This window comes from Brevibacillus sp. MS2.2 (assembly GCF_013284345.1).
GTDB lineage: Bacteria > Bacillota > Bacilli > Brevibacillales > Brevibacillaceae > Brevibacillus > Brevibacillus brevis_C.
The window spans coordinates 16,449-38,447 of record NZ_JABSUZ010000009.1; the positions used below are offsets into that span (position 1 = coordinate 16,449).

Genomic DNA, 21,999 nt, shown 5'->3' on the forward strand with positions numbered 1-21,999 from the left:
GAAGCATGTCTGGCTTCCATGGAAATTTCTCGCCGAAAAGTGACGGGCATGCAAAAGATGGCGGTTTAGGGCCTGCTTCTTGGGACAAATGATTCTTTCTTTTTTCAAATGTCGATTCTTGCCGATAACTAGTATAATGGACACATAAGATTCTAATACATAGGACGGTACAAACATGCTCCATCATTCCATTATGCTGAAAACCAAAACAGCAATGCCCGCCGTTCGGTCGAATAGCGTTCATAGGAGCCGACTGCTGCAAAAAATGGACGCTGGCCTACAATGTCGACTGACGACGTTATACGCCCCAGCAGGGTATGGAAAAACGACCTTGCTCAGTCAATGGGCTCATCAGTACGGCGGTACCACCGTATGGCTCTCACTCGATGAGATGGATAATGACCTGATTCGCTTTTGGAGATACATCGTATTTACGCTGTCTGAATCTGACTTCACAGAACTCTCCGAACGAATGGAACCAGCCATGAAGGCAACCAGTCATACCTCGATCTTTACCTTCATCGATTCCCTGCTCAATGAACTCGCTTCTACGACGCAGCCCCTTGCTATCATTCTCGATGACTACCACGTGATCTCGGATGAGACGATTCACAACAGTCTCGCTTATTTTCTGGAATATGTTCCGAGTCACGTCCATCTGTACATCGCCAGTCGCAATACGTTACCTTTTTCTACAGTCAAATGGAACGTACGTCATGAAGTATGTCATATTGAGTCGGGACAATTTCTTTTCAGTCATCAAGAGACGGACAGCTTTTACCGGCAGGTTCACGATTTACCTCTGACCCAAATGCAAATCGAGCAACTGGTGAAAAGTACAGAGGGATGGATCGCCGGCTTGCAGCTCGCTGCCATTTCACTCGTGAATATGGAGAACTACGATCAATTTTTTGCTGGATTTACTGGCTCTCATCGCAATATTTCGGAGTATTTGTTTCATGAAGTGATCATGCGACTTCCGGAAGAAGAGCGCAGCTTCTTGCTCAAAACCTCTGTGCTGGCGAGAATGGACGCTCACGTGTGCCACGCTCTGACCAGCCTGCCCCAGTGCCAACAAATGCTGACCCGCTTGCACCGCCAAAACATTTTCTTAATCCCACTGGATGATTACGGGACGTGGTATCGGTACCATCATTTGTTTGCCGATTTTTTGCGCAGTCAACTGGAGCAGACAGCTCCCGGAGAAGCACGTGAGCTGCACCGGCTAGCCAGTGAGAGCTATGCGGAACGCGGATTGATGGACGAAGCGATCGATCATGCGATTGCCGCTGCCGATTACCCGTTGGCTGTAAGATTACTGGAGCAACATACTCAGGTGCTGCTCCAACGCGGCGAGTTTTCCAGCTTTCTCAGAACGCTGGACAGCATCCCTGATCACGCGAACTATTTTTCACCACTTTTTCGCCTGATTTATACGTTCCTCTTGATTACGTGCGTTCAAATAGATAGGGCGGAGGTGGCCCTCACTGAATTGGAGCAAAATATTCCGTTCATAGAAGACCCCACAGAGCATCGGCAGTTTTTGAGCGGTCTGTTTTTTGTCCGAGCGAATTTGGTGTTCGCCACGATGGATTTTGATCGCTGGATCGCCAGTTCATCACAGCTTAGCGGAGGGTTGCCTGAGAGTCCGTTGTTTTACCATTTTAATTACAACACGACAGAACCATTTATTCGGCGTACGAGATTCGGGTTAAAAGGCATACTTTCCGAGCAGACAGAGGTTGTAGGCAATCAGTTCTCTGCCATACTCGAAGCAAATGGCTGGAAGGATTCCTTGATCAACATGTACGTCGTTCAGGCATTAGCGGAGGGTTTCTATGAGGAAAACAGGCTGGAAGAAAGCCTTGATTATCTACAGCGCGTTCGTTTTGTTGCCCTGCACAAGCAAATACCTGGCCTCCTCGTCCCCTATGTACTGACATCCGCCAAACTCAAGCTGGTAGAGGGGAATTTTGTCGCGGCCCGCAAAATCGTTTCAGAGACAGTAGAAATGCTCGCGAGCTGGGGTGCTTCTTATTGGTTTAGCCCATTACAAGCATTTCTCGCACACATCGCGATCCAGGAAGGGGACATCGCTTTAGCGAAAACGGAGTTGTCCAAGCTTCCCCCTTCCATATTGAATCAGCCTAGCATTCAGAGAGAATTAGAGGTTTTGACCTATGTCCGGTTGCTGCTCGCCCAGCAGCAGGAACAGGAAGCCTTGCGTATTTTAACGATCCTAAAGCCATCCAGTATTCGCGAGGAGCTATTGATCAGTCAGGTAGACATCGCCATTCTGCAAGCGCTCGCCCACCAGCAGTGCGGTAACAAAAAGGAAGCGCTGGCTTTCCTCCACGAAGCACTCTTGATTGGCGGAAACAACTGCTACGTCCGTAGCTTTCTGGACGAAGGTACGGCGATGTCTCACCTCTTGCACGATTACCAGCTACGCTTGAAAAAACGATCCCAACCACCTGGTCCGTCCGTCTCGACTGCGTATGTCAATCAACTGCTATCCCTTTTCCCTAAGAAAATGGAGAAAAGAAAAGCTCCCTTGATCGAGCCGCTAACCGGAAAAGAAATGATCATCCTTTCCATGCTGGCCCAAGGAGCATCCAACAAGATGATTGCCGATGAGCTAGGAAATACGCTCGGGACGGTCAAGGTGTACCTACATCGGATATATGGCAAGCTCGGTGTCACCAATCGCACACAAGCTCTTCTGAAAGCGCAAGAAATTTCGCTGCTAGAAAATAACGCTGTTGATTAACGGAACTTTTCAATATGTTCATGCAGAAAAGCGTCCAGCTTGCGAGGTTCTCTGCCGAGGACACGCCATACGTCATCTGTCGGCTTTTCCGGGATCGCTACTGACATAGCTTGAATTTCAACGACGTGACTGGCGAGCCACTCCGGCATGTTTCCGTACTCCATCAGATCTCGGCGGAGTACTTCACTATCCTTGTTGATGTACGTGATTGGGCGGTCGAGCAGTTGGGACAGCTTGCTTGCAATTTGCGGATAACTAATGACCTCAGAACCAGTCAGTGTGTATACACGGCCTGCCTTTTCGGGATGGGTCAAAACCTTTGCGGCAACATCGGCGATATCCCGGCAATCGATAAAGTTGCAGGCTGTTTCGCCCAGCGTACCGAAGAAAACATGTTGCGACTGGATCGTCGGTGCGAAGCGGAGCAGATTTTGCATAAAGGCGTACGGTCGCAGTACGGTACTTTTCATACCCGATTCTGATAAAGCGCTCTCGATTTCCTGGTGCCATCCCGCTACCGCGACTGGCGCCTTTTCATTGTAGGCTGGACTGGAGATTTTCACGATGTGTTGGATTCCAGTCTTAGCTGCAATGTGGATCATCGATGTTTCCAGCTCGACCTGATTGGGACTGTTTGAAAGGGAAAGGAAAAGCTGATTCGCACCTGCAAACGCCCGACGCAACGATTCAGGGTCAGCAGCATCCACTGCTGCAACTTCCACCGTAGATGGGGCCCGCTCTCCCATTAGCATCTGAAGCTTTTCCGGCGTTCTGCTCAATGCCCGGGTTGGGACACCAAGCTCTATCAAGCGGTTCAAAAGTGCACTCCCTATGGTTCCTGTTGCCCCCATGACTACGATCATTTTCTATCTCCTCCATAACCCATTCATTTTTTGATGGCACTACGCCACCGCCATGTGATTAACGTACTGGCGATTATCGCTGACAGCGGAAAGTCGATCCAGACACGACTTAGCCAAGCCACCGATTCACCGGGAGCAAAGACGATGAGTAACTCCGTTGTTAGCCAAGCTGCCAATAGACCAATCACTGCCATGGTCATCCCCATAACCGTTACCAACGCCATATGAGGTGTGCAGATGACCCAGCGTTTATGTATACCGTGACTCTGTAACCATCGCCCAAGGAGTACGGCAATCAATGCGGATGTTCCGCCAATCGTGGTCAATGCCCCGATTTGCAGCCCTTTGTCAGCGGTAATCCATCCTCCTATGCTCGCCATGATCGCAGGAGACAAATAAGCCATGATTACTTCTCGCCATAAAACAAACGATTTTCGCTCGGAACGTACCCTCTTGATCGGGTAAACCCCTCCCGAATTTGCAGGGTCATGCATGGTTTTCACCTCCTTTCCCTTTTTTAAAAAATAATTAGGAACCTAACTATATAAGGATGAAAATGGGCTAGCTGTCTAGCCCACATTACTGCCTACTATTCATCTGTCAGTGCCGATATGCCTTGTGTCACTCGTCCCAGCAGGTCGAGAAACACACTCCGCTCCTCTTTATTGAGCAATCCGACCATCGCTTCCAATCTCGCAAAGTGCTCAGGCGCCAATTCACGCAGCTTGCTTGCCCCGAGCTCCGTTAAAATGACCGATTTTTGCCTGCCATCTTTTGTACTCGCTCGTCGGGAAACAAAGCCATCGCGCTCCAGGATGTCGATCAGACCAGTAACAGTAGCACGTGTTACCCCCAGATGCTCTGCCAATTGTGATGGTAGTACTTCCCCGCCGTTATCTTCAAGGTCTGCCAATAGCCGATATCGTCCCGTTGATAAGCCGAATCTGGCGAAATGTATTTCGGCCGCATGCCCAAGCTTGGCTCCTGCCTCCATCAGCCTGGCGGCGACGAGTACGGCTTGCGCATCAACATCGAGTCCATACCGATCAATCTGGCGCTGCGATTGAACAAGCGATGGGATCGCGTCTTCTTGTTTTCTTCCGTTTGAGTGGTTTGTCATGGGCATAGTATGGCACCTAACTACTTTTCTGTCAACACGTCTTTTCTATTTCGGTGCCATCCTGATTGCCCCATCCAGCCGGATCGTTTCTCCATTCAACATCGGATTGGTGATAATGCTGTTCACGAGCAACGCGTATTCTTGCGGATTACCCATGCGAGGAGGAAAAGGAACAGTCGCTCCCAACGCAGCTTTTTCAGAGCGCGGGAGCTGATCGAACATCGGCGTGTCAAATAGCCCTGGAGCAATCGCCATCACGCGTATGCCATAAGAAGCCAGGTCTCTTGCTAGTGGCAGGGTCATGCTTACGATTCCGCCTTTGGAGGCGCTGTAGGCAACCTGCCCCACCTGCCCTTCAAAAGCCGCCACCGATGCGGTATTGATGATGACACCCCGCTCCCCCTGTTGGTTCGGCTCGTTTCCTGCCATTTGCTCCACCGCCAACCGAATGACATTAAAAGTACCGATCAAATTGACTGAAATGACTTTGCTGAAGGATTCCAGTGGATGTGGACCGCTTCGAGACAGCGTTTTTTGAGCCAAACCGATCCCCGCACAGTTGACCACGGCGTGAATCGTACCAAATGTGCCAGCAGCCTGATCGATTGCCTCCCGTACACTCACCTCACTCATGACATCCGTATGCACGAACAAAGCATTTTCGCGCCCCAGCTCATTCGCCAGCGCTTGCCCCTTCTCTACCGTCAAATCAAGAATGGCTACTCTTCCCCCGTGTTGAACTACATTCCTCACAGCGGCTTCTCCCAAACCGGAAGCACCACCCGTTACAATGGCAACCACTTCCCGCATATCCAAGCCATTCTCTCCCTTCCTCTACAATTACATCCGCATTCAGAAAAAAGCTTTGCAAGTTGGATACCAACCGAGTCCCACCTTGTTGCACGCGGTTTTTACAAGTGACAAGCAGTCTCGACCTTCTCAAAACCAGACAGATATGAGACATCTGTGTCCGGGCAAAGGACAGTTGTGCTTATTCATCTCCAACATTTTAGGGCTTGCTATTCTCAATCCGGAGTATCTTGATTTTTGGACGGTCGAGGGATTCCTGCGCAATCTTGCTGTACAACGGCTTTCACCCGCTATGTCCATAGATGTTCTTTTTCCTTCTCAGCTTGTGGCTGGTTCGACTCAACCTGCTCGATCGAGCTGTACGCAAAAAAATGTTGGGCTCGGCTTCCTCGCTTTGATTGGCAGTCGAAAATCAATCGCTCGTTTGGAGACGTTGGTTCGAGAGGGGACCGTTGGAAAGCATAATGAGAAAAATAAGTGGGTAACCATTCTGTGGGTTCATCCGTCTGCTATATAGGAGAATTTTGCTAATCATTCATACACCAATTTCGAAGTAGTCAGACGAACTGGAGATGATCTCATGAGTCCTATGGTTTTTTTCAAGAAGGCTGTCCCCGCGAACGCGGAGCAACTCACCCAAATTGCCACCCGCTGCTTCGCAGAAGACGTCCAAAAGTACGGAGAGGGCCCTGCCGGACATGACCAGCCTGACCAGCATATTTTGTTCATGCAAAAGGCCCATTACTATACGATCTTGCTGGATGACCAGATCGTTGGCGGTTTTTGCCTCCTTCCCGTCGATCATGAGCATTTGGAGCTGGGGATCATCTATGTCGATCCTGATAAGCAAAACTTGCGTATCGGAAGCCAAACCATGCAGTTCATGGAGGCTGCGTATCCACACATCAAAAAGTGGACGCTCGATACCGGCTATGAAGCCGTACGCAACCAGCACTTTTATGAGAAATGCGGTTACAAAAAAGTCGGCGAGACTGAACCGAACGCAGTGAATGGTTTTTATAAATTCAGGTACGAAAAGCGGATACCTAAATAGATAGATGGAAAAGGGAGAACAGCTATGAAGCCATTCTCCCTTTTTTCTTTCGTCGCCCTTATTTTCGAATGCCCTTCTTGGTCGCCAATTCCAAGTAGTACGTCGTTTCCGCCTGCGTTTCCTTCGTAAATGCTTCACTGGCCGCATATGCCGGCTCCACCTGGATTTCACTCAGCTTTTGCAAAAAGGCTGGGTCCTTTTCCATCTTGGCAATCGCTTCTTCCCATTTGCGAATAACCGACTCTGGCGTTCCTTTGGCAAAAGATACTCCCGTCCACCAGAAAACCGACAAGCCTTGTATCCCTTGCTCCCCCGCAGTCGGAACGTCAGGCAGGAACGGGCTTCTCGTGTCACCGGATACGGCGAGGATTTTGACCTTGCCCGCTTGCAGCATCGGCATGATCTCCCCCACTGTATGCACCGCCAAAATGGCGTGACCTCCAGCGACTTTCGGGACGGAGTCGGAAGCGCCTTTTGTCACAATCATTCTCGTCTTGGCGAAGTCAGCTCCAATCGCATCCAGCCACTCTGCTACCCCAAAAGCGGAAAAGCCCGCTGGCCCGACAGAAGTCCATGTTAACTGCTCCGGATTCGCGCGCACCCACGCGGAAAATTCAGCGAAATCTTTCCAAGGCGCATCAGCTTTAACTGCAAAAGCAAGCGTGCCTTTGCCAATCCTGGCCGTATAGACTTGATCCTCGTTCGTAATCGGCGGTGTTTTCATCCCAGCAGCGAGCATCGTCGTATTGGATACATTGACAGCAAGCGCTGTGTAACCATCGTTTTTGGCTTGCTTTAAAGCATACTCCGCTCCTACTGCCCCACCACCTCCCGCCTTGTTGACGACGACGATCGGCTGCCCCCATTCCTTGCTCAAATAATCAGCTGCCGCTCTGGCCACGAGGTCGACCCCACCCCCGGCCGAATACGGTACGATATACTCCACCTGCTTCGATGGGTAGGCCGACTCGGCTGTACCTTGATTTCCACATGCGCTAACGGCTGCCGCCAAAAGCAACGACATGATGACAGCCAGCCATTGTTTATATCCTTTCAATGACTCTACCTCCCTACGCGACATCTACTCCCCGGTCTCGCTCTTCTTTCAACCGTTGCTGTGTTCGGCGGTTCAACATCATCGAGATCATCAAGAGTGCTCCTGCTGCCAGCAAGATGGTCAACGATAAAGGTCGAAACAAAACAATGCTGAGATCCCCCGAGCCCATCGCCATCGTTTGAATGAAGGATTCTTCCAGAAGAGGTCCCAAAATGAAGCACAAAACCAGCGGAACAACTGGCCATTTATATTTGGAAAAGACATACCCAAGTCCGCCAAAAAGAAAGGCCACCCACACATCAAACATACTGTTCCGCACACTGTATGCCCCAATCGTGCAGAACATCAGGATGATCGGAGCCATGATGCCATATGGTACCCTTGTCAATTTGACCCACACCCAGACCATCGGGAGGTTCAGTACGAGAAGCATCGCATTCCCCACGAACATCGAGGCGATGACCGTCCAGACAAAGCCTGCATTTTGTTCAAACAAAACAGGACCAGGCGTCAATCCGTAGATCATCAAGCCTGCCAACAAAATCGCCAGTGGCGGTGAGGAGGGAATCCCGAGCGAAAACAGCGGGATGAAGCCAGCGCTGCTCGTCGCATTATTCGCTGCTTCTGGTGCCGCTACCCCTTCGATTGTTCCCTGACCGAACTTCTCGGGATGCTTCGATAGCTTTTTCTCCATATCGTAGGCCAAAAACGACGTGATCGCAGCCGAACAGCCCGGCAGCAATCCAAGAAAGAAGCCGACAATCCCGCCTCTCAGCATAGGCCCGGCACTTACTCTCAAGTCTTCCTTTTTCGGGTAGACACTGCCTGGCTTGCCAATCAGGGTAGCTGTGCGTTTTTCATCAATCCCTTTGAGGACTTCCGTAATTGCAAACAACCCGATGATGATACTAATCATGTCAAAACCGCCGACCAATGCGGGGACGCCGTAATCAAAGCGCGGCATGCCAGAGGATGGTCCCAGCCCAACTAAAGCGAGCGTATAGCCGAATGCTCCCATCAAAAACGATTTGACCAATGATCCTCCTGATAGACTGACCATTAGCGTGAGAGCCAGAATCATCAGCGCAAAATATTCAGGTGGTCCGAATTTTAACGCTTGATCTGCCAAAATGGGAGCAAAAAAGACGAGTCCGATTACCCCGAGTACCCCTGCACCAAACGAAGCCAGTGCGGATATCCCCAATGCCGGCCCACCTCTCCCTTTTTTCGCGAGCGGATAGCCATCCAGACACGTGGGGACTGATGATAGCTCCCCCGGGATATTGAGCAAAATCGCTGTCGTCGAGCCACCATACATGGCACCGTAATAAATACCTGCCAGCATGATCATGCCTTGTGTCGGCTCCAGTACGGCTGTCACCGGAAGCAGAATCGCGATAGCAGAAGTGGGACCGAGACCGGGCAATACACCTACAAAGGTGCCAATAAGAGCGCCGAGTGCTGCCATGAGCAAATGCTCCGGCGTGAGGGCTGAAGCAAAACCAGCCAGTAACAGTTGGAACGTCTCGATGATCAGCACCTCCTTATCATGCTTGCTCTAAAACAAATCTCCTCCAGGCAATGTGATATGCAGCGAGTATATGAATACCACATACAGCCCCCCAGTCAAAAGGACGGAGTACACGATGGACGTTCGCCACCGGTAGCTGCCGATCAGTATAAAAAATGCAAACGAGACAAAGAGCGTAGCCATTGTGTAACCGATCGATCCAAGCAGCCAGACATACAGCAACAGGAATAAAAAGCAAATCAGCAGGCGCAGCCTTTTTCCAGGAAGAAGCGGTTCGGGATTGGGCGAAGAGGCTTCCTCGGTCTCACGGAATGATTGGATGAGCAGCACACCTCCGAGCAAGAAAAACAATAAGCCAAGAATCGCAGGCAGCGTGTGATCTCCTACGTACAGCGACGTCGAAAATGCCTCCAGACGATAGGCCTCGAACGATATGAAGACTCCAAGGATCATACTGAAAAGGGCACCAATAAAATCTGGCTGATTATCCGGGCGTCTCATGTGTATCACCTCAGCAAAAAAGCTACCAACAGCCTATGGCTCATGCGCCCATTGTGTGCGAAAGCAGAAAAAAACTACCATAGCCAGTCCGGACGGGACCTAGCATACGGTAGTTAGCTAGATTTCGATTTCGATTTGGTCGATCAGACGAATAATGGCATGGGCAACCTTCGCTTCATACGTCTCATTGCTTTCGAACTCGCTCCAAAGCTCTTTGATATCGTCGGTTGAAACATCGTCTATTCGCAGCCCGTGAAAGGAGGAGCCTTCCTGCTGCGGGGTCGTTTCTCGTTTTGCAGACACGGAGGCGACATCGTGGATCATCAGCATTTTCAATAGCTTCTCCATATTGGCCTGATTGCGGATCAAATGCGGCTCCATCCGCTTAACCACCATCCATAATTTTTGCGAATTGACCATCGTCGTCGTCACCATCTGCACCCGCTACCTCCACACCAATTATAACTATATATAACTAGTTATAATTAATTATAACTAAATACTCAAGTGAAAAAGTTGTCTTACGTATAACAAATGCCCTCCAATTGGAGGGCATTAATCGTATTGTTCAGATGATTACCAAGGCTCTGGCCAGCCATATTGTATAATCAGATTGGATTGCTTGGCTGGTTGTTCTACTAAAACTGGCATTGTAATGAAGGCGGTTAACATACACAAAGACAATATCCATTTCTTCATGACCTATACCTCCTGTTTGGATCTATGATTACTTCCATTATACACGTTTACCAATTTATGGAGTATATCAAAAGGAAGATTTTTTTTCTTTGACACATAGAATTCAAAAAGAACGCTAAGACTCTTATCTGCCTGTTTTATCTCATTGATTGCACGATAGTAATTCACGCTCTCCACAAGACTCTCGATTCCTAAGTCTGCTTCGTTTTTTTGAATGTAAAAGGTGCCCTTCGTCCGGAAATACAGTCCCATTTGATTGTATTGATTCGGAGTAGTTAAATTCTTTGGCAAGATCGATGCTTCTGCTAAAAATAGTTCACGGATTTTCTTTTCTTCTCCTACCTGAATATAAATCTCCAGCAAATCATTCGCGATCACAATCTTGTCATCTTGTGCTTGTTGCGCAAGACATTCTTGTAATACCGGAATGGCCTTATCAAATTTCCCCGTCTTTCCGTATAACTTCCCCCGAATATGTCTGGCATGTTTATGTACTTCGGGGTAATCGAACATTTCGTATCTCTCCAGATAAAAATGTCCCAATGTGTAGTCTTCCAGCTCAAAATAGGAAATGATGATCGCAAGGATCGCTGCTGCTTTTTGCTCACTCTGACTATGGTCGATTTCAAGGCCTTGTTTACACAGATGGATACAATCTGAATAGAATCCAAGACGCAAGGCATGGAAGGAAAATTTATAGTAGGTCAAAATTCGCTCATTGATATGCAGATAGGACGTGTAGTGTAATAGCTCCTTACCCTCTACATAGGTTTGATCTAATTGGCTAAGATTTTCACGTCGAATCATATATCGTTGGAAAAGCGACCTTGCCAGATACAGAGGAATTCCATGCTCACGTGAGTAGTCACAGATCACGTCATAGAGAGCCAAGCGCAGTTCTTCATTCCCTTCCGTTCCTGCAGTCTGATACAAATAGTCTAAAGAAAGAAATGTATTGCTTTTGGGACAATTTAGCAATTGCAAAGCTACTTTGTTGGTAAGAACCACATTTTTCTCTTGCATCACAGCCTCTAATAGAGACCGAAGTGTCGCTTCGCGCTTCATTTTATCTAAATAAGGTACGATCGCTGTATAAAGTGGAATATCCAGTACTTTTGCCAGTTTCATTACATGCTGCATATTTGGTAAAGTAAAGGCATCGGATTCCAGCTTACTAATGGTTCCAGAAGCTACACCTGTTCTTTCTGATAACTCAGTCAGTGTTAAGTTTGCTCTATTTCGATATACTCGTAATATACCCCCAAAGGTTTTTCCCTCTGAAATCACAGCAAATACACCCTCCTGATGATTCCTTTTTATGGATATGATAGCACAATAAACCACGGATGATATAATCGATTTGAATCATTTTTAAATAGATTACACTTTTTTACTAGAGTGGGGAAGAGATGGAAAACAACCTCTTTAGAGTGGGCAATACTATTAGTAGGAATCCATAAGGCAATTACCACTTATTTATTTCCAATTGAGTGGAAAAGATTTGGACCATGAAGTGATCTAGAAAGTTCCATAGCCTCATCAAAATCGAGTGGATAAAGCTTTTATGCAAACCGAGCAATTGGTTTATTGAATGTGACTTAAGGTTGTGCTATCGAGTTGATCATGTCAAACATAATTTTGATAAGAATAACTTGATATGAAACTACACTCATTAATAATTTACTGTCATAACACCCAGTATTGGTATGGGTATAGATCAACAGCAATCATATTATGCGTACATGAAGGTATTTACGAAAAAGCCGCTTAACTAAACAAGCGGCTTTTTGTGGCTATCTACTTCTGTCTTCTTTAATACTATCCGTTCTTTCAATCATTTCGTAGAATCACGTTGTTGTTGTCGATGCTCACTTAGAGCATCCATCCAAATCGTAACTAGCTCTGCAAAATATCTTGTTTCAATGATTGACTCCAAGTCCTCGCCAGTGTCTATACCCGCTTCTAGTTCTTCCTCAACGTATGAGTTATAAATTCGAGTATAATCCCTCCGTATTTCGGAACTGTATAAATTTCCAGTACCATCTGATACTTCCTCTTCACCTGATACCACTCTTTGTATCCGGTCTAAAATTAAGTTTTTCGAGAGTTCCGACCGAACCTCGACTTCTAAAAATTCTTCTACAATCGATAAATGTTCTGGTAAGCAAATTCGTAGTTTATCTGCCTTATCATCGAAAACAATTTCGTAAGGTATCATAGGGTTCCTCCTAGATTATGGTTCATAAATTGGGTAAGCTGTAGTAATCCTTCCATCCTTGTCTAGCCACATTTCAATTTTAATGCCAGAGGAATGCCTACCTTCCCATTTGCGTATAAATTCCGTTCCACTAGGCTTTATGGAGGGGATTGCGTCAACATACACTTCATAAATGGCAGTCATTACATCATCAGCAGACCAATGTTTTGGAAAGAAGGACGATGTTTGCTCTTTCCTGACATAAGATGTGCCATTAAAAATATCTACTACTCCATCGTATACACCGTGTGAATCAGGATTTGTTTGGCTTCCGACAATTCGATTAGTTCTCGAACTCGGCTCATGATGCCAACCTACAGCTTTTCCTTTTTCGTTAATTTCTCCTTCAAGGATATGTCTTCTAGCATTTGGGGCAAAGTACTTTTCAATATCATCCCATTCGCAATTACCGATATTATGAACCCATATTCCTAAGTCAGTCACAAAGTACGTGTTGAAATCCTCAACTGTAAAATTGTATACCTTGACTTTTTCATCATGTTTGACTACATTGATTTTTTCTATTTTTAAGGTATTCCCGTTACTTTGTTTTAACAGATCACCAACCTGTAGATCTACAGCAAGAACCCATTGTCTTCCTTCGACCCAGAACGGATGATTAGCGGTTGTTTCAATGATCTGGTTTCCAACACTCAATTCGTAGATGTATTCTTTTTTGTTTCGATGTAGATGTGTAACTTTCTTGTAAGCAATCTCACCTGTCTTCTCATCTTTTGAAAGAACTTTATCTCCGACCACAATGTCTTCAATATTCTTCTCTCCGTCTTCCATTAATACCTTTGTTCCTGCTGTAAAGCAATTGCATTCGAATAGTTCATCCATAGTCTTAGCTGCTTTTTTGACTAGCTTTCCGCCAATCTTTGTTAAACGGAACGCTGGAACGAGTGCGGCACCGGTTTCATATATGACAATATCTCCAGAAAATAGGAACTGGGCATAGAGTCCGTACTTATCTTTTCCGGTTGCTCTTCCGCTGTTAATGTAATGAACTAACTGGTTCGTTAATTCCCCTTGCTCTTTAAGTATCTCTCCTCCTCCAACGTTAACATTGAGTGAAACGTGCGTACTTCTGTTGAGAACTGCTTCAAAGGCAATTACAGACATCAAGAATTCTTCATCATACCTACCCGTAATAGGACCATCGTAGAACATCATAGCCTTTAATTTCTCTTGCGATTTACGGATGGTTTCACTAGATATGCTGCTATTGTAGTTAGAGATTAGGTACTGGACATCATATTCTTCAGTTGGGATTGTATTTACTACACTAATCGGTAAAGTAATTGGATACTTTGGTGCATCAGAAGCCACGATCTTGATAAAGTATACGTCGGTTGGAGCCCATTGGCCGGGGTTCACTTTTGTATAGCGGCCATTCCAAGTAAATGTTTGATACGTAGCCTCTAGGTTAGTTCTAGTCTCTTCATATACGACTGTATTCTGCCTTAGAACTTGAATTTTGACACTTTGATGGGGATTAGAAAATCTCCATTGCACTGTTAACGATTTTTCAAAGCCTGGCGTGGTATCCAGGGCGAAATTACTGGAAATTCGTTTTGGATCATGAAAGCCTGCCTGATAACTGCCACCTATCTCCGGCGATAATGTGGATATATCCGATCTAGTAAGTATTTTTTGGTCTTTATTCCAAACAACTTTTGCATAGTAGGTTCCAGATGTCTCAGTCACAAATAACGTATTTTGCTCATCCGCATGGAATGTTTGGAGCATATTACCGTGGGAGTCTTCCAATATTAACATGTTATTTGTGACATAAAGGTTCATGTAAGCCATTTCTTTTGCTGTGAGAACGAAGTAATCAACGTCATAACGGGATGATAATTGATCAGTGTATATTTCGTCCCACTCAGCTGGAATGGCTCCTTCTCTTGTGCTATCAGCATCCACAGCTTCAACCGTAATGCGCGTATTCAAGCTGTCATTATGAGAGCTTAGTTTCAAATAGTAACTAGTGCCTGCGCTCACATTATATTCGAGCTTTGAGAAGAGATCTCCATATGGACCATCCGGAACGTTATCGTTCTCTGCCAATAATGTTGTAAATGAATCATCAGAATATAATTGAAGGTACGTATCGTTTTCGGGTCCTTCATTCTTATATGGACTGGTAAAAAATCGATAGTTCCCAGAAGCTGAAGGAGTAAATTTGTAGTACAAACTCTTACCAGAGTTGGCTGTTACATCAATAGACTCATTTTCTTTCAAGATTTCAATATTTACAGGGTCTGGATTAGGAGATGGCGATGTTGAGGGGGGCTGCCATGGTTCTACCCCTTCTATATTGATCGTAACCACATCACCAGGATCTTTATACTGATCGGTTATCCGAATAAAATATATCCCCGAGCTCAAGGGAGTATAAGTAAGAGTATCGGCCGAAGAAGATACAATTTTCGAACCATTTGGATCATCATAAAGTGTTAGTGATCCTGTCCAACTGAGTCCTTTTTGCACTATTCTAATAGTTTGATTTGCTTGTGCCTTTACAATGTACCAAATGTCTTTAGATGAGCCAAAACTATCTGTCTGAGGGCCTGGTAATGATACTGGTATGGATACGAGCCATTCATACTTATTTTCTCCACCACTTCCTCCAGTTAGCATCTTGATATAATACGTTCCGCTTGTCTCGATTCTTATATCCATACGTGAAGTAGTATCGGATAGGATTTCTTTCTTTGCACTATCGTACAAGACCCAGCCTTTAATCTGAGAGGAACCTGTCCCCCAAAGATGATAATTGAATCCTGCTTTTAATTCCGTCCGAAAGAAGATGCTATCATTACTCGGAGTGGAAAAAGTAGCAGTCGTTCCTTTTGCCCACTCCAAAGAAACTGAATGCGCTTGGTTAAGATCAGATCCATCACCAGCTGTGATAGAAAATGTCTTTCCGCTACTCCCCGAAATTACTATAAAATAGGTACTCGTTTCCGTAGGGATAAAAGTAAGAGTGTCTGCAGAAACCGTTTTTATAGCAGGTTTGTTCGGATCATCGTATAAGTACTTACCAGTACCAAAACCACTCAAGCCTGGCGTATAAACTCTTAAGGTATGATTCGCTTTTGCTTTCACTTGATACCATATTTTCTTTTCAGGCCCAATCGTATAGCTTTGAGGTGTAGATACGGAAAGTGGGATAGATTTAAGAATATAGTATTGGTGCTCCCCAGCATTCTCGCCGGTTAACAATTTAATGTAGTATGTTCCACTTGTATCAACCTTGATATCAGCACGTGCAGTAGTACCAGTTAAAATCTCTCGTTGTTTGCTATCGTACAAGACCCAGCCTTTAGCTGACAGGTCTCCCCAAATGTGATAGTTAAATCCCTCTGTCAACTCCGCAGTAAAGTATATACTGTCGTTTCCAGGACCCGAGATTTTCCCTATATTCTTCTTGTCGTCTTTATCAAAAACGATTGCATATGCTTGCTCAAAGCTAGATCCGTCACCAGCAGAGATCGTAATTTTTTGTCCACTGTTGCCCTTTATTTTAATATAGTAAGTACCGCTGGTTTTGGGTGTATATGTTAAGGTATTCTTTGTTGTGTAAGCTAATGATGATTGAGTTGGATCACTGTAAATGTCTTTAGAAGTCCCACTCCCCTGAAGATCTGGTGTAAATACGCTAAGCGTATGACCCTCTTGTAACGTTATAGAATACCAGTTATAGCCTGAAGCTCCGATCGTGTCTTCGACAGGACCAGGTGTTCTTAATGGTTTGATCTCCTCAGGAAGAACGGAATTCCATGCATTCTTTTGTGAGGTAATTTCTATCTCATTCGAGAGAAGCATTTCACCGTTTTCAGTCATACCAGTTACTACATAGTATCTAGATTCATCAACATTTTGAGCAGAGGCATGATCTACATAGGAGGTTTGCACTAGTTTTGAAATTATCTCTTCATAACTTTTGGAATTGCTACTGCGCATTTTTACGCTATAACTCGTAATTTTATCTTCCGTATTCCAACGAAGAACATTCCCATTCATTGTTGGAGTTACATCAAGATGAATACGTTCTTGAAGATCTGCTACATCAATTTCAATATCTACCATCTTATCTTCATAATAAGCACTAATTAGTGTTGTACCTACAGCATGTGCTGTTATCTTGCCCTGACTAACACTAATAATCGTTTCATCTTTTACCTTCCAAAGAGCTTCGTTTGTAACGTCTTTCATTGTGCCATCTGGATTTTGAAGCTCAACGGTTACTTGTTTTTCACCACCTACATGTAAAGCTACTTTATGAAGAGAAGGAATTAATGTAGGTTCATCCTGATGTATCTGTACAGTAGTTACATTTGATAAAGTTTGTGATCCATCAGTGCCAAGCCCAATAATTCTATACTCATGAGTGGCTCCCTTTTGTAATGAGGTATCCTTATAATTTGTTGCCCACAATTCATCCGTTATTTGTTCGAAGTCTTCATTACCAACTCGACGTTGTACAATATACTTTGAATTTTCTGACCATTCACTCCAAGTCAATTGGATTTCTTCGTCTTCTTGTTGCGCACTAAGGTGAATAGATTCATCGGTACCAACAGATACTTCCAGTGGGATTTCTTTTTGATTGTAAAATCCGATGATCCTCGTTTTCCCTGCATTCATTGCTTCTATCTTTTCGTTGGTTATCGAAACTATACTCTCATCTTCGACTTTCCATTTTATCTTGGTGCTTACATCTCTAGTCGTACCATCTGTAAACTTCGCAATGATTTCTATTGATTTGGATTCACCGATTTGAAGGTCAAGGCTAGTAGAATCAGTTTCTAATGTAAAGTCATTCTGTCTTTTTTTTATTTTGATTTTTACTGGCTTTGAAACAACGGTATCTCCATTAGATAAGTGTGCTTCAACCCAATAGTAATAGGTTGTACCAGGTTTGACTGTATCATCAGAAAAAGTGTTCTTCTTCAGATCAGCCGCAAGAACTTCGTATTTTCTCTTATTTTCTCCTCGCTTCACTGTATAACTAGCAGCATCCATATCTCCCCAACTTAAAATGGCGATTCCTTCATTTTCACTTGCCTTAATCTCTAGATTCTCCGGGTTAGGTGATACTTGAACTGGAATTTTTAATTCTTGTTCTCCATACTGAACAGTTACCAAAGTTGAACCAATAGCTGTTGCTGAAAACTGTCCGTCTTTAATCGATACAATGCCTTTCTTTTCTGGGGTCCAAGAGACCTCTTGAGTTACATCGCTACTGTTGCTATAAGAGTCACTGAAGATACGAACGTTTCTCGATTCCCCGACTCGTAATTCCACTTTTTCATGAGATGCGAATAATGATTTTACTTTTTGATCAACCTTCTTTTCTTCAGAACTTGGGAGATTCACCTCTTGTAAACTAGACGCAGACACTCTTTGCACCGCATTTGGAAGATAGCTTGTTGGGACTGAAACTGTTAATAATAGAACGAAAGCTAAAAATAATCTTAGGTACTTCTTCAAAAAAACGCCTCCATTATCCCTATTTTTTACATAACGCATAAATTCTAGATTATATATCCATGTTTTTACATAGGTCTTTTTTCTGGTTTTTTACAAATTATTGCAGGATACTAAGAAAAAATGAAAGGCTATCCCTTGGCCATAATTAGCCTTATGAGATAGCCGTACTACGTTGCTTCACTTCACTTATTCATTTATTATTTTGCTTCTTTAGTGATTACCCATTGTTGGCTATCCTCGTCTAATTCAAACTCAGCAAGGATAAGATCCCCATTCCCTTCTTCTTGTAAGTAAGCCATTTTTCCAAAAGTAAGGTCCTCATTGACTAACAAGACAGGTATAGTATCTCCTTCCTGTATAATCGGATCTAAGATCTGCTCTTGAACATCTATAAATGAAGTAGACACTTCTCTAGAGTATTTCTCTTTTAATTGCTCTTCTATTAAGTTGCTATGTAAATACGAAACATAGATCCACTCTTTGCCCTCGTCATCCACTACGGTATCAAGAGCAGAAAAACTAGAAGTATCGTTCTTCATGAATGAAGAATTAGCAGATCGTATTCCCAGTTTATCTAAAGTTTCACTCTGATATTTTTGTGAGGAATCTGTTAATTGAGGAATTCCTTTATCCGCCAATACATTAGGACCAATCATAACTAAAAAAACAAGTCCAATGCACAAAGGTATCATTTTCTTCATCATTTAATTTTCCCTCCTATTTCTTCTTTTTCCAACTAGCTGCACTAGTCTCAGATAAGTAAGAGCCATCAAGAGTATAAACTTTGTGAACCGTTTTTACTTCTGCTTCCGTTGTACCCGGTCTAGTATAGTATGATGTCTTAGTCCAAGCGTCTCTACCAGTGTCACTTTCCGTTTCAGATGTGATATAAGTCCCATTTTTATAAAACTTAGAGGAAGTCGTTACTTTTCTTAAATCTGGACCAGTACCTTTCGTGTAACCACTAAGAAAAACATTCCCAGGATCTGCTTTTGAGTCAACAGCATACGAATAAAAGTCTTCAAAGTCCCAAACATAATCCGGTCTAGCGAGAATAGTGCCTCCACCAACAACTAGTCCGAGGATAGTTGTTATAGAAAAAACAACTCTGCTCATCTTACTCAAATTACATCAACCTCCAAATATTGCAAAAATATAATTTCACAATATTTCCCATTTGTCAATTTTTATCAAAAAGGGTCTTAGTTTTATCAAATTTTGAACATCAGTGTGGGAATAGCACATAGTAGTCACCTATATTGGGTCGGTGGATGAATAATGGATTGGCTACTTCCCCATCAGGTGAAAACCACTACCAAGCCACTTCCATTCATACAAATAAAAAGCTGTCGCCCAGCCCATGCTTACGAAAAGCATAGCCCGACAACAGCTTCACCTATCCTTCCATTACTCCATCGTCAAAACAACCCGCCCATTGATTTGTCCTTTTTCCAAACGCTCCAACACTTCGTTGATCTGATCCAGCGGCTGCGTCTCGATGATCGCGCGAACCTTGCCACGTGCTGCAAAATCAAGTGCTTCTTGCATATCCTTGCGCGTCCCCACGATGGAGCCTTTCACCGTCACGCCATTCAGCACCGTGTCAAAAATCGGGATCGGCAGCTCTGCATTTGGCAATCCAACAACGACAAGAGAACCACCGCGTCGAACGGATTTGTATGCTTGTTCAAACGCCTTCTTGGTGACTGCCACGCTGATCGCCCCGTGGACACCGCCCACCTGCTCCTGAATGGCTTGTACCGGATCAACCTCGCTGCCGTTTACTGTCACATCTGCCCCCAGTTCTTTTGCCAAGTCCAGCTTTTCCTTGTGAATATCGACCGCTACGACGTTGTACCCCATCGCCTTGGCATATTGGAGGGCCACATGCCCCAAGCCGCCGATGCCGTAGATCGCTACCCATTCACCCGGCTTCACGTTTGCTACCTTCAATGCTTTATACGTGGTTACCCCTGCGCACAGAATCGGCGCTGCTTCCACATCGCCCAGCTCATCAGGAATACGTGCCACATAAGCAGCAGGTGCTACGCAATATTCAGCATAGGCACCGTCAGCCGAATAGCCTCCATTTAACTGCTGCATGCACAGTGTCTCCCACCCAGTCAGGCAGTAGTCGCATTCGCCGCAAGCGGAGAAGAGCCACGGAATTCCTACCCGATCACCCACTTTCAGCGAGGTAACGCCTTCCCCCAGCTTTTCGACAACACCTACGCCCTCATGCCCAGGAATCAAAGGCAGCTTTGGCTTCACAGGCCAATCCCCATGTGCCGCATGCAGGTCCGTATGGCAGACACCGCACGTCTTGATTTTTACCAGAACCTCACCGTGTCCGACATGTGGAATCGCGACTTCCTTTACTTCCAGCTTTTGATGGAACTCGTTGACTACTGCTGCTTTCATCTTGACCTTCCTCCTCTTTTTACCCCTTCAGGCATGTGCGCAAAGGGCAGGTGTTCTTCCCGCCTTCTACTAATTGCAAGCAGTATGCCAACATGAAAGCGCTTAAAAATCCAATCATCTGGCCGCTTCCTTTCTTCGAAGCAGCCGATATGGCGGCACATGAGCCGAAAAAACGGCCCACTTGCCAACCTTTTGGCCGAAAAAGGGTATTCATCCTTGCCTGCGGTATTACTACGTAGTAGAAAAAGGGGGCGAACGCATGCAAATATCCAAGTTCATGACACCGGAAATTATTTTCGGGAACCAGTCTCTCGGACAGGTAGGGGAAAGCTTACGCCGATTGGGAGCTTCTCGCGTCTTTCTTGTCAGTGATCCTGGTGTCGCAAACGCAGGCTGGATCGAGCGGATCATCTCTTACTTGCAGCAGCAAAAACTCGATTACCATTTATGGACCAACGTGACAGCCAATCCGAAAGATTATGAGATTCATGCCGGGATTGCAGAATATCGCGCCAAGGAATGCAATGCCATTCTCGGTGTAGGTGGAGGCAGTGCGATCGATGCAGCCAAGGCAATCGCGCTGTTGGCTACCAACGAGGGCAGCATCGTCCAATACGAAGGCGTCGACAATATCCAACATCCCCTTCCTCCCATGGTGATGGTACCGACGACAGCCGGTTCCGGTTCGGAGGTTTCGCAATTTTCCATCATTGTAGACAGTGCACGCAAGGTGAAGATGGCGATCATCTCCAAGTCGCTCATACCCGATATCGCCATCATCGATCCGCAAACCTTGATGACCAAGGACAAGCTGCTCACTGCCAATACAGGCATAGATGTGTTGACACATGCCATTGAATCGTATATTTCGCTCGCCGCAACACCGCTTACCGAGGTGCATTCGCTGCAAGCCATGCGTCTCATCGCCAAGCATTTGCGCCCCTCTGTCGCCAGTCAATACAATACCGAGGCCAAGCAAGCGATGGCCATGGCGAGTCTTCAAGCCGGGATCGCTTTTTCCAACGCCATACTCGGTGCTGTGCATGCCATGTCCCATCAGCTCGGGGGTTTCCTCGACGCTCCGCATGGCGAGGTGAATGCCATTCTGCTCCCCCACGTACTCGAGTACAACTACATCGCGGCACCGGAAAAATACAGGCAAATCGCAGAATGTCTCGGTGAAAACACGGCGGGCTTGAGCACACATGCCGCCTCTCGTCTCACACTCAAAGCAGTCAAGGAGCTGGTAAGCGATCTCGAGGTGCCCCAATCGTTGTCGGCCATCGGGCTGCATCCAGAGCAAATCGACCTGCTCAGTTCTCTCGCCGTACTGGACGTGTGCATGACGACCAATCCCCGCGACATGACCGTCCACGATGTCGCGACGTTGTTTCGCCAAGCCTTGTAGGAGGTT

20 protein-coding genes are annotated in these 21,999 nt (G+C 45.5%); 5 read left to right on the forward strand and 15 right to left on the reverse strand.

All coding sequences use genetic code 11. The annotated features are described in order from the left end of the window. Positions 1–175: 175 nt before the first annotated feature. Positions 176–2,770: a winged helix-turn-helix domain-containing protein gene (locus HP568_RS10345; protein ID WP_173629025.1), complete on the forward strand. Its 2,595-nt coding sequence runs from the start codon at positions 176–178 to the stop codon at positions 2,768–2,770. Here the strand turns inward: HP568_RS10345 and HP568_RS10350 are convergent. The 4 genes from HP568_RS10350 to HP568_RS10365 all read right to left on the reverse strand — a co-directional run bounded on the left by HP568_RS10350 (position 2,767) and on the right by HP568_RS10365 (position 5,569). Further along, positions 2,767–3,633: an SDR family oxidoreductase gene (locus tag HP568_RS10350; protein ID WP_173629026.1), complete on the reverse strand. Its 867-nt coding sequence runs from the start codon at positions 3,631–3,633 to the stop codon at positions 2,767–2,769. The two genes, HP568_RS10345 and HP568_RS10350, sit on opposite strands and share 4 nt — an antisense overlap. 23 nt (positions 3,634–3,656) lie before the next feature. Next, positions 3,657–4,127: a hypothetical protein gene (locus tag HP568_RS10355; protein WP_048034409.1), complete on the reverse strand. Its 471-nt coding sequence runs from the start codon at positions 4,125–4,127 to the stop codon at positions 3,657–3,659. Positions 4,128–4,222: 95 nt separating this feature from the next. Then, on the reverse strand, positions 4,223–4,753 hold the full coding sequence (locus HP568_RS10360; RefSeq protein WP_173629027.1) for a MarR family winged helix-turn-helix transcriptional regulator: 531 nt from the start codon (positions 4,751–4,753) through the stop codon (positions 4,223–4,225). Positions 4,754–4,798: 45 nt separating this feature from the next. Next, on the reverse strand, positions 4,799–5,569 hold the full coding sequence (locus tag HP568_RS10365) for a 3-hydroxyacyl-CoA dehydrogenase (RefSeq protein WP_173629028.1): 771 nt from the start codon (positions 5,567–5,569) through the stop codon (positions 4,799–4,801). On the opposite strand from HP568_RS10365, the gene HP568_RS10370 reads away from it, so the two are divergent. Further along, positions 5,544–6,080, forward strand: a complete 537-nt coding sequence (locus HP568_RS10370; RefSeq protein WP_162630264.1) for a hypothetical protein — start codon at positions 5,544–5,546, stop codon at positions 6,078–6,080. The two genes, HP568_RS10365 and HP568_RS10370, sit on opposite strands and share 26 nt — an antisense overlap. A 63-nt stretch (positions 6,081–6,143) precedes the next feature. Next, positions 6,144–6,617: a GNAT family N-acetyltransferase gene (locus HP568_RS10375; protein WP_048034413.1), complete on the forward strand. Its 474-nt coding sequence runs from the start codon at positions 6,144–6,146 to the stop codon at positions 6,615–6,617. Between the two features lie 58 nt (positions 6,618–6,675). On the opposite strand, the gene HP568_RS10380 is transcribed toward HP568_RS10375, so the two are convergent. From HP568_RS10380 to adhP, 11 genes are all read right to left on the reverse strand, one after another. Continuing rightward, positions 6,676–7,698 (reverse strand): tripartite tricarboxylate transporter substrate binding protein, encoded by a 1,023-nt coding sequence (locus HP568_RS10380; protein ID WP_173629029.1) that lies wholly within the window; start codon positions 7,696–7,698, stop codon positions 6,676–6,678. Beyond that, positions 7,688–9,214 carry a tripartite tricarboxylate transporter permease gene (locus HP568_RS10385; protein WP_082195989.1) on the reverse strand — a complete coding sequence of 509 codons (1,527 nt, stop codon included), beginning with the start codon at positions 9,212–9,214 and terminating at the stop codon, positions 7,688–7,690. Before HP568_RS10385 ends, HP568_RS10380 begins: the two co-directional genes overlap by 11 nt. Positions 9,215–9,232: 18 nt before the next feature. Then, a complete protein-coding gene (locus HP568_RS10390; RefSeq protein WP_173629030.1) occupies positions 9,233–9,706 on the reverse strand; it encodes a tripartite tricarboxylate transporter TctB family protein in 474 nt (157 codons plus the stop codon). A 117-nt stretch (positions 9,707–9,823) separates the two neighbouring features. Further along, complete coding sequence (locus HP568_RS10395) at positions 9,824–10,147, reverse strand: HD domain-containing protein (protein ID WP_048034416.1); 324 nt, start codon at positions 10,145–10,147, stop codon at positions 9,824–9,826. A 135-nt stretch (positions 10,148–10,282) separates the two neighbouring features. After that, positions 10,283–10,405 carry a hypothetical protein gene (locus tag HP568_RS30015; protein WP_016742160.1) on the reverse strand — a complete coding sequence of 41 codons (123 nt, stop codon included), beginning with the start codon at positions 10,403–10,405 and terminating at the stop codon, positions 10,283–10,285. Between the two features lie 3 nt (positions 10,406–10,408). Further along, complete coding sequence (locus HP568_RS10400) at positions 10,409–11,692, reverse strand: helix-turn-helix domain-containing protein (protein WP_048034417.1); 1,284 nt, start codon at positions 11,690–11,692, stop codon at positions 10,409–10,411. Between the two features lie 547 nt (positions 11,693–12,239). Beyond that, positions 12,240–12,623 (reverse strand): hypothetical protein, encoded by a 384-nt coding sequence (locus tag HP568_RS10405; protein WP_048034418.1) that lies wholly within the window; start codon positions 12,621–12,623, stop codon positions 12,240–12,242. A 15-nt stretch (positions 12,624–12,638) separates the two neighbouring features. Next, positions 12,639–18,164: a polymorphic toxin-type HINT domain-containing protein gene (locus HP568_RS10410; RefSeq protein WP_173629031.1), complete on the reverse strand. Its 5,526-nt coding sequence runs from the start codon at positions 18,162–18,164 to the stop codon at positions 12,639–12,641. Between the two features lie 197 nt (positions 18,165–18,361). Further along, a complete protein-coding gene (locus tag HP568_RS10415; RefSeq protein WP_048034419.1) occupies positions 18,362–18,868 on the reverse strand; it encodes a hypothetical protein in 507 nt (168 codons plus the stop codon). A gap of 13 nt (positions 18,869–18,881) precedes the next feature. Continuing rightward, positions 18,882–19,289, reverse strand: coding sequence for a hypothetical protein (locus HP568_RS10420; RefSeq protein WP_048034420.1), 408 nt, complete (start codon positions 19,287–19,289; stop codon positions 18,882–18,884). Positions 19,290–19,571: 282 nt separating this feature from the next. Next, positions 19,572–20,585 (reverse strand): alcohol dehydrogenase AdhP, encoded by a 1,014-nt coding sequence (adhP, locus tag HP568_RS10425; protein ID WP_048034421.1) that lies wholly within the window; start codon positions 20,583–20,585, stop codon positions 19,572–19,574. Between the two features lie 92 nt (positions 20,586–20,677). Here adhP and HP568_RS10430 point away from each other — a divergent pair, with 92 nt between their 5' ends. Both HP568_RS10430 and HP568_RS10435 read left to right on the forward strand, forming a co-directional pair. Further along, positions 20,678–20,824, forward strand: coding sequence for a hypothetical protein (locus tag HP568_RS10430; RefSeq protein WP_173629032.1), 147 nt, complete (start codon positions 20,678–20,680; stop codon positions 20,822–20,824). 20 nt (positions 20,825–20,844) lie between these two features. Then, positions 20,845–21,993, forward strand: coding sequence for an iron-containing alcohol dehydrogenase (locus tag HP568_RS10435; protein ID WP_048034422.1), 1,149 nt, complete (start codon positions 20,845–20,847; stop codon positions 21,991–21,993). Positions 21,994–21,999: the final 6 nt, after the last annotated feature.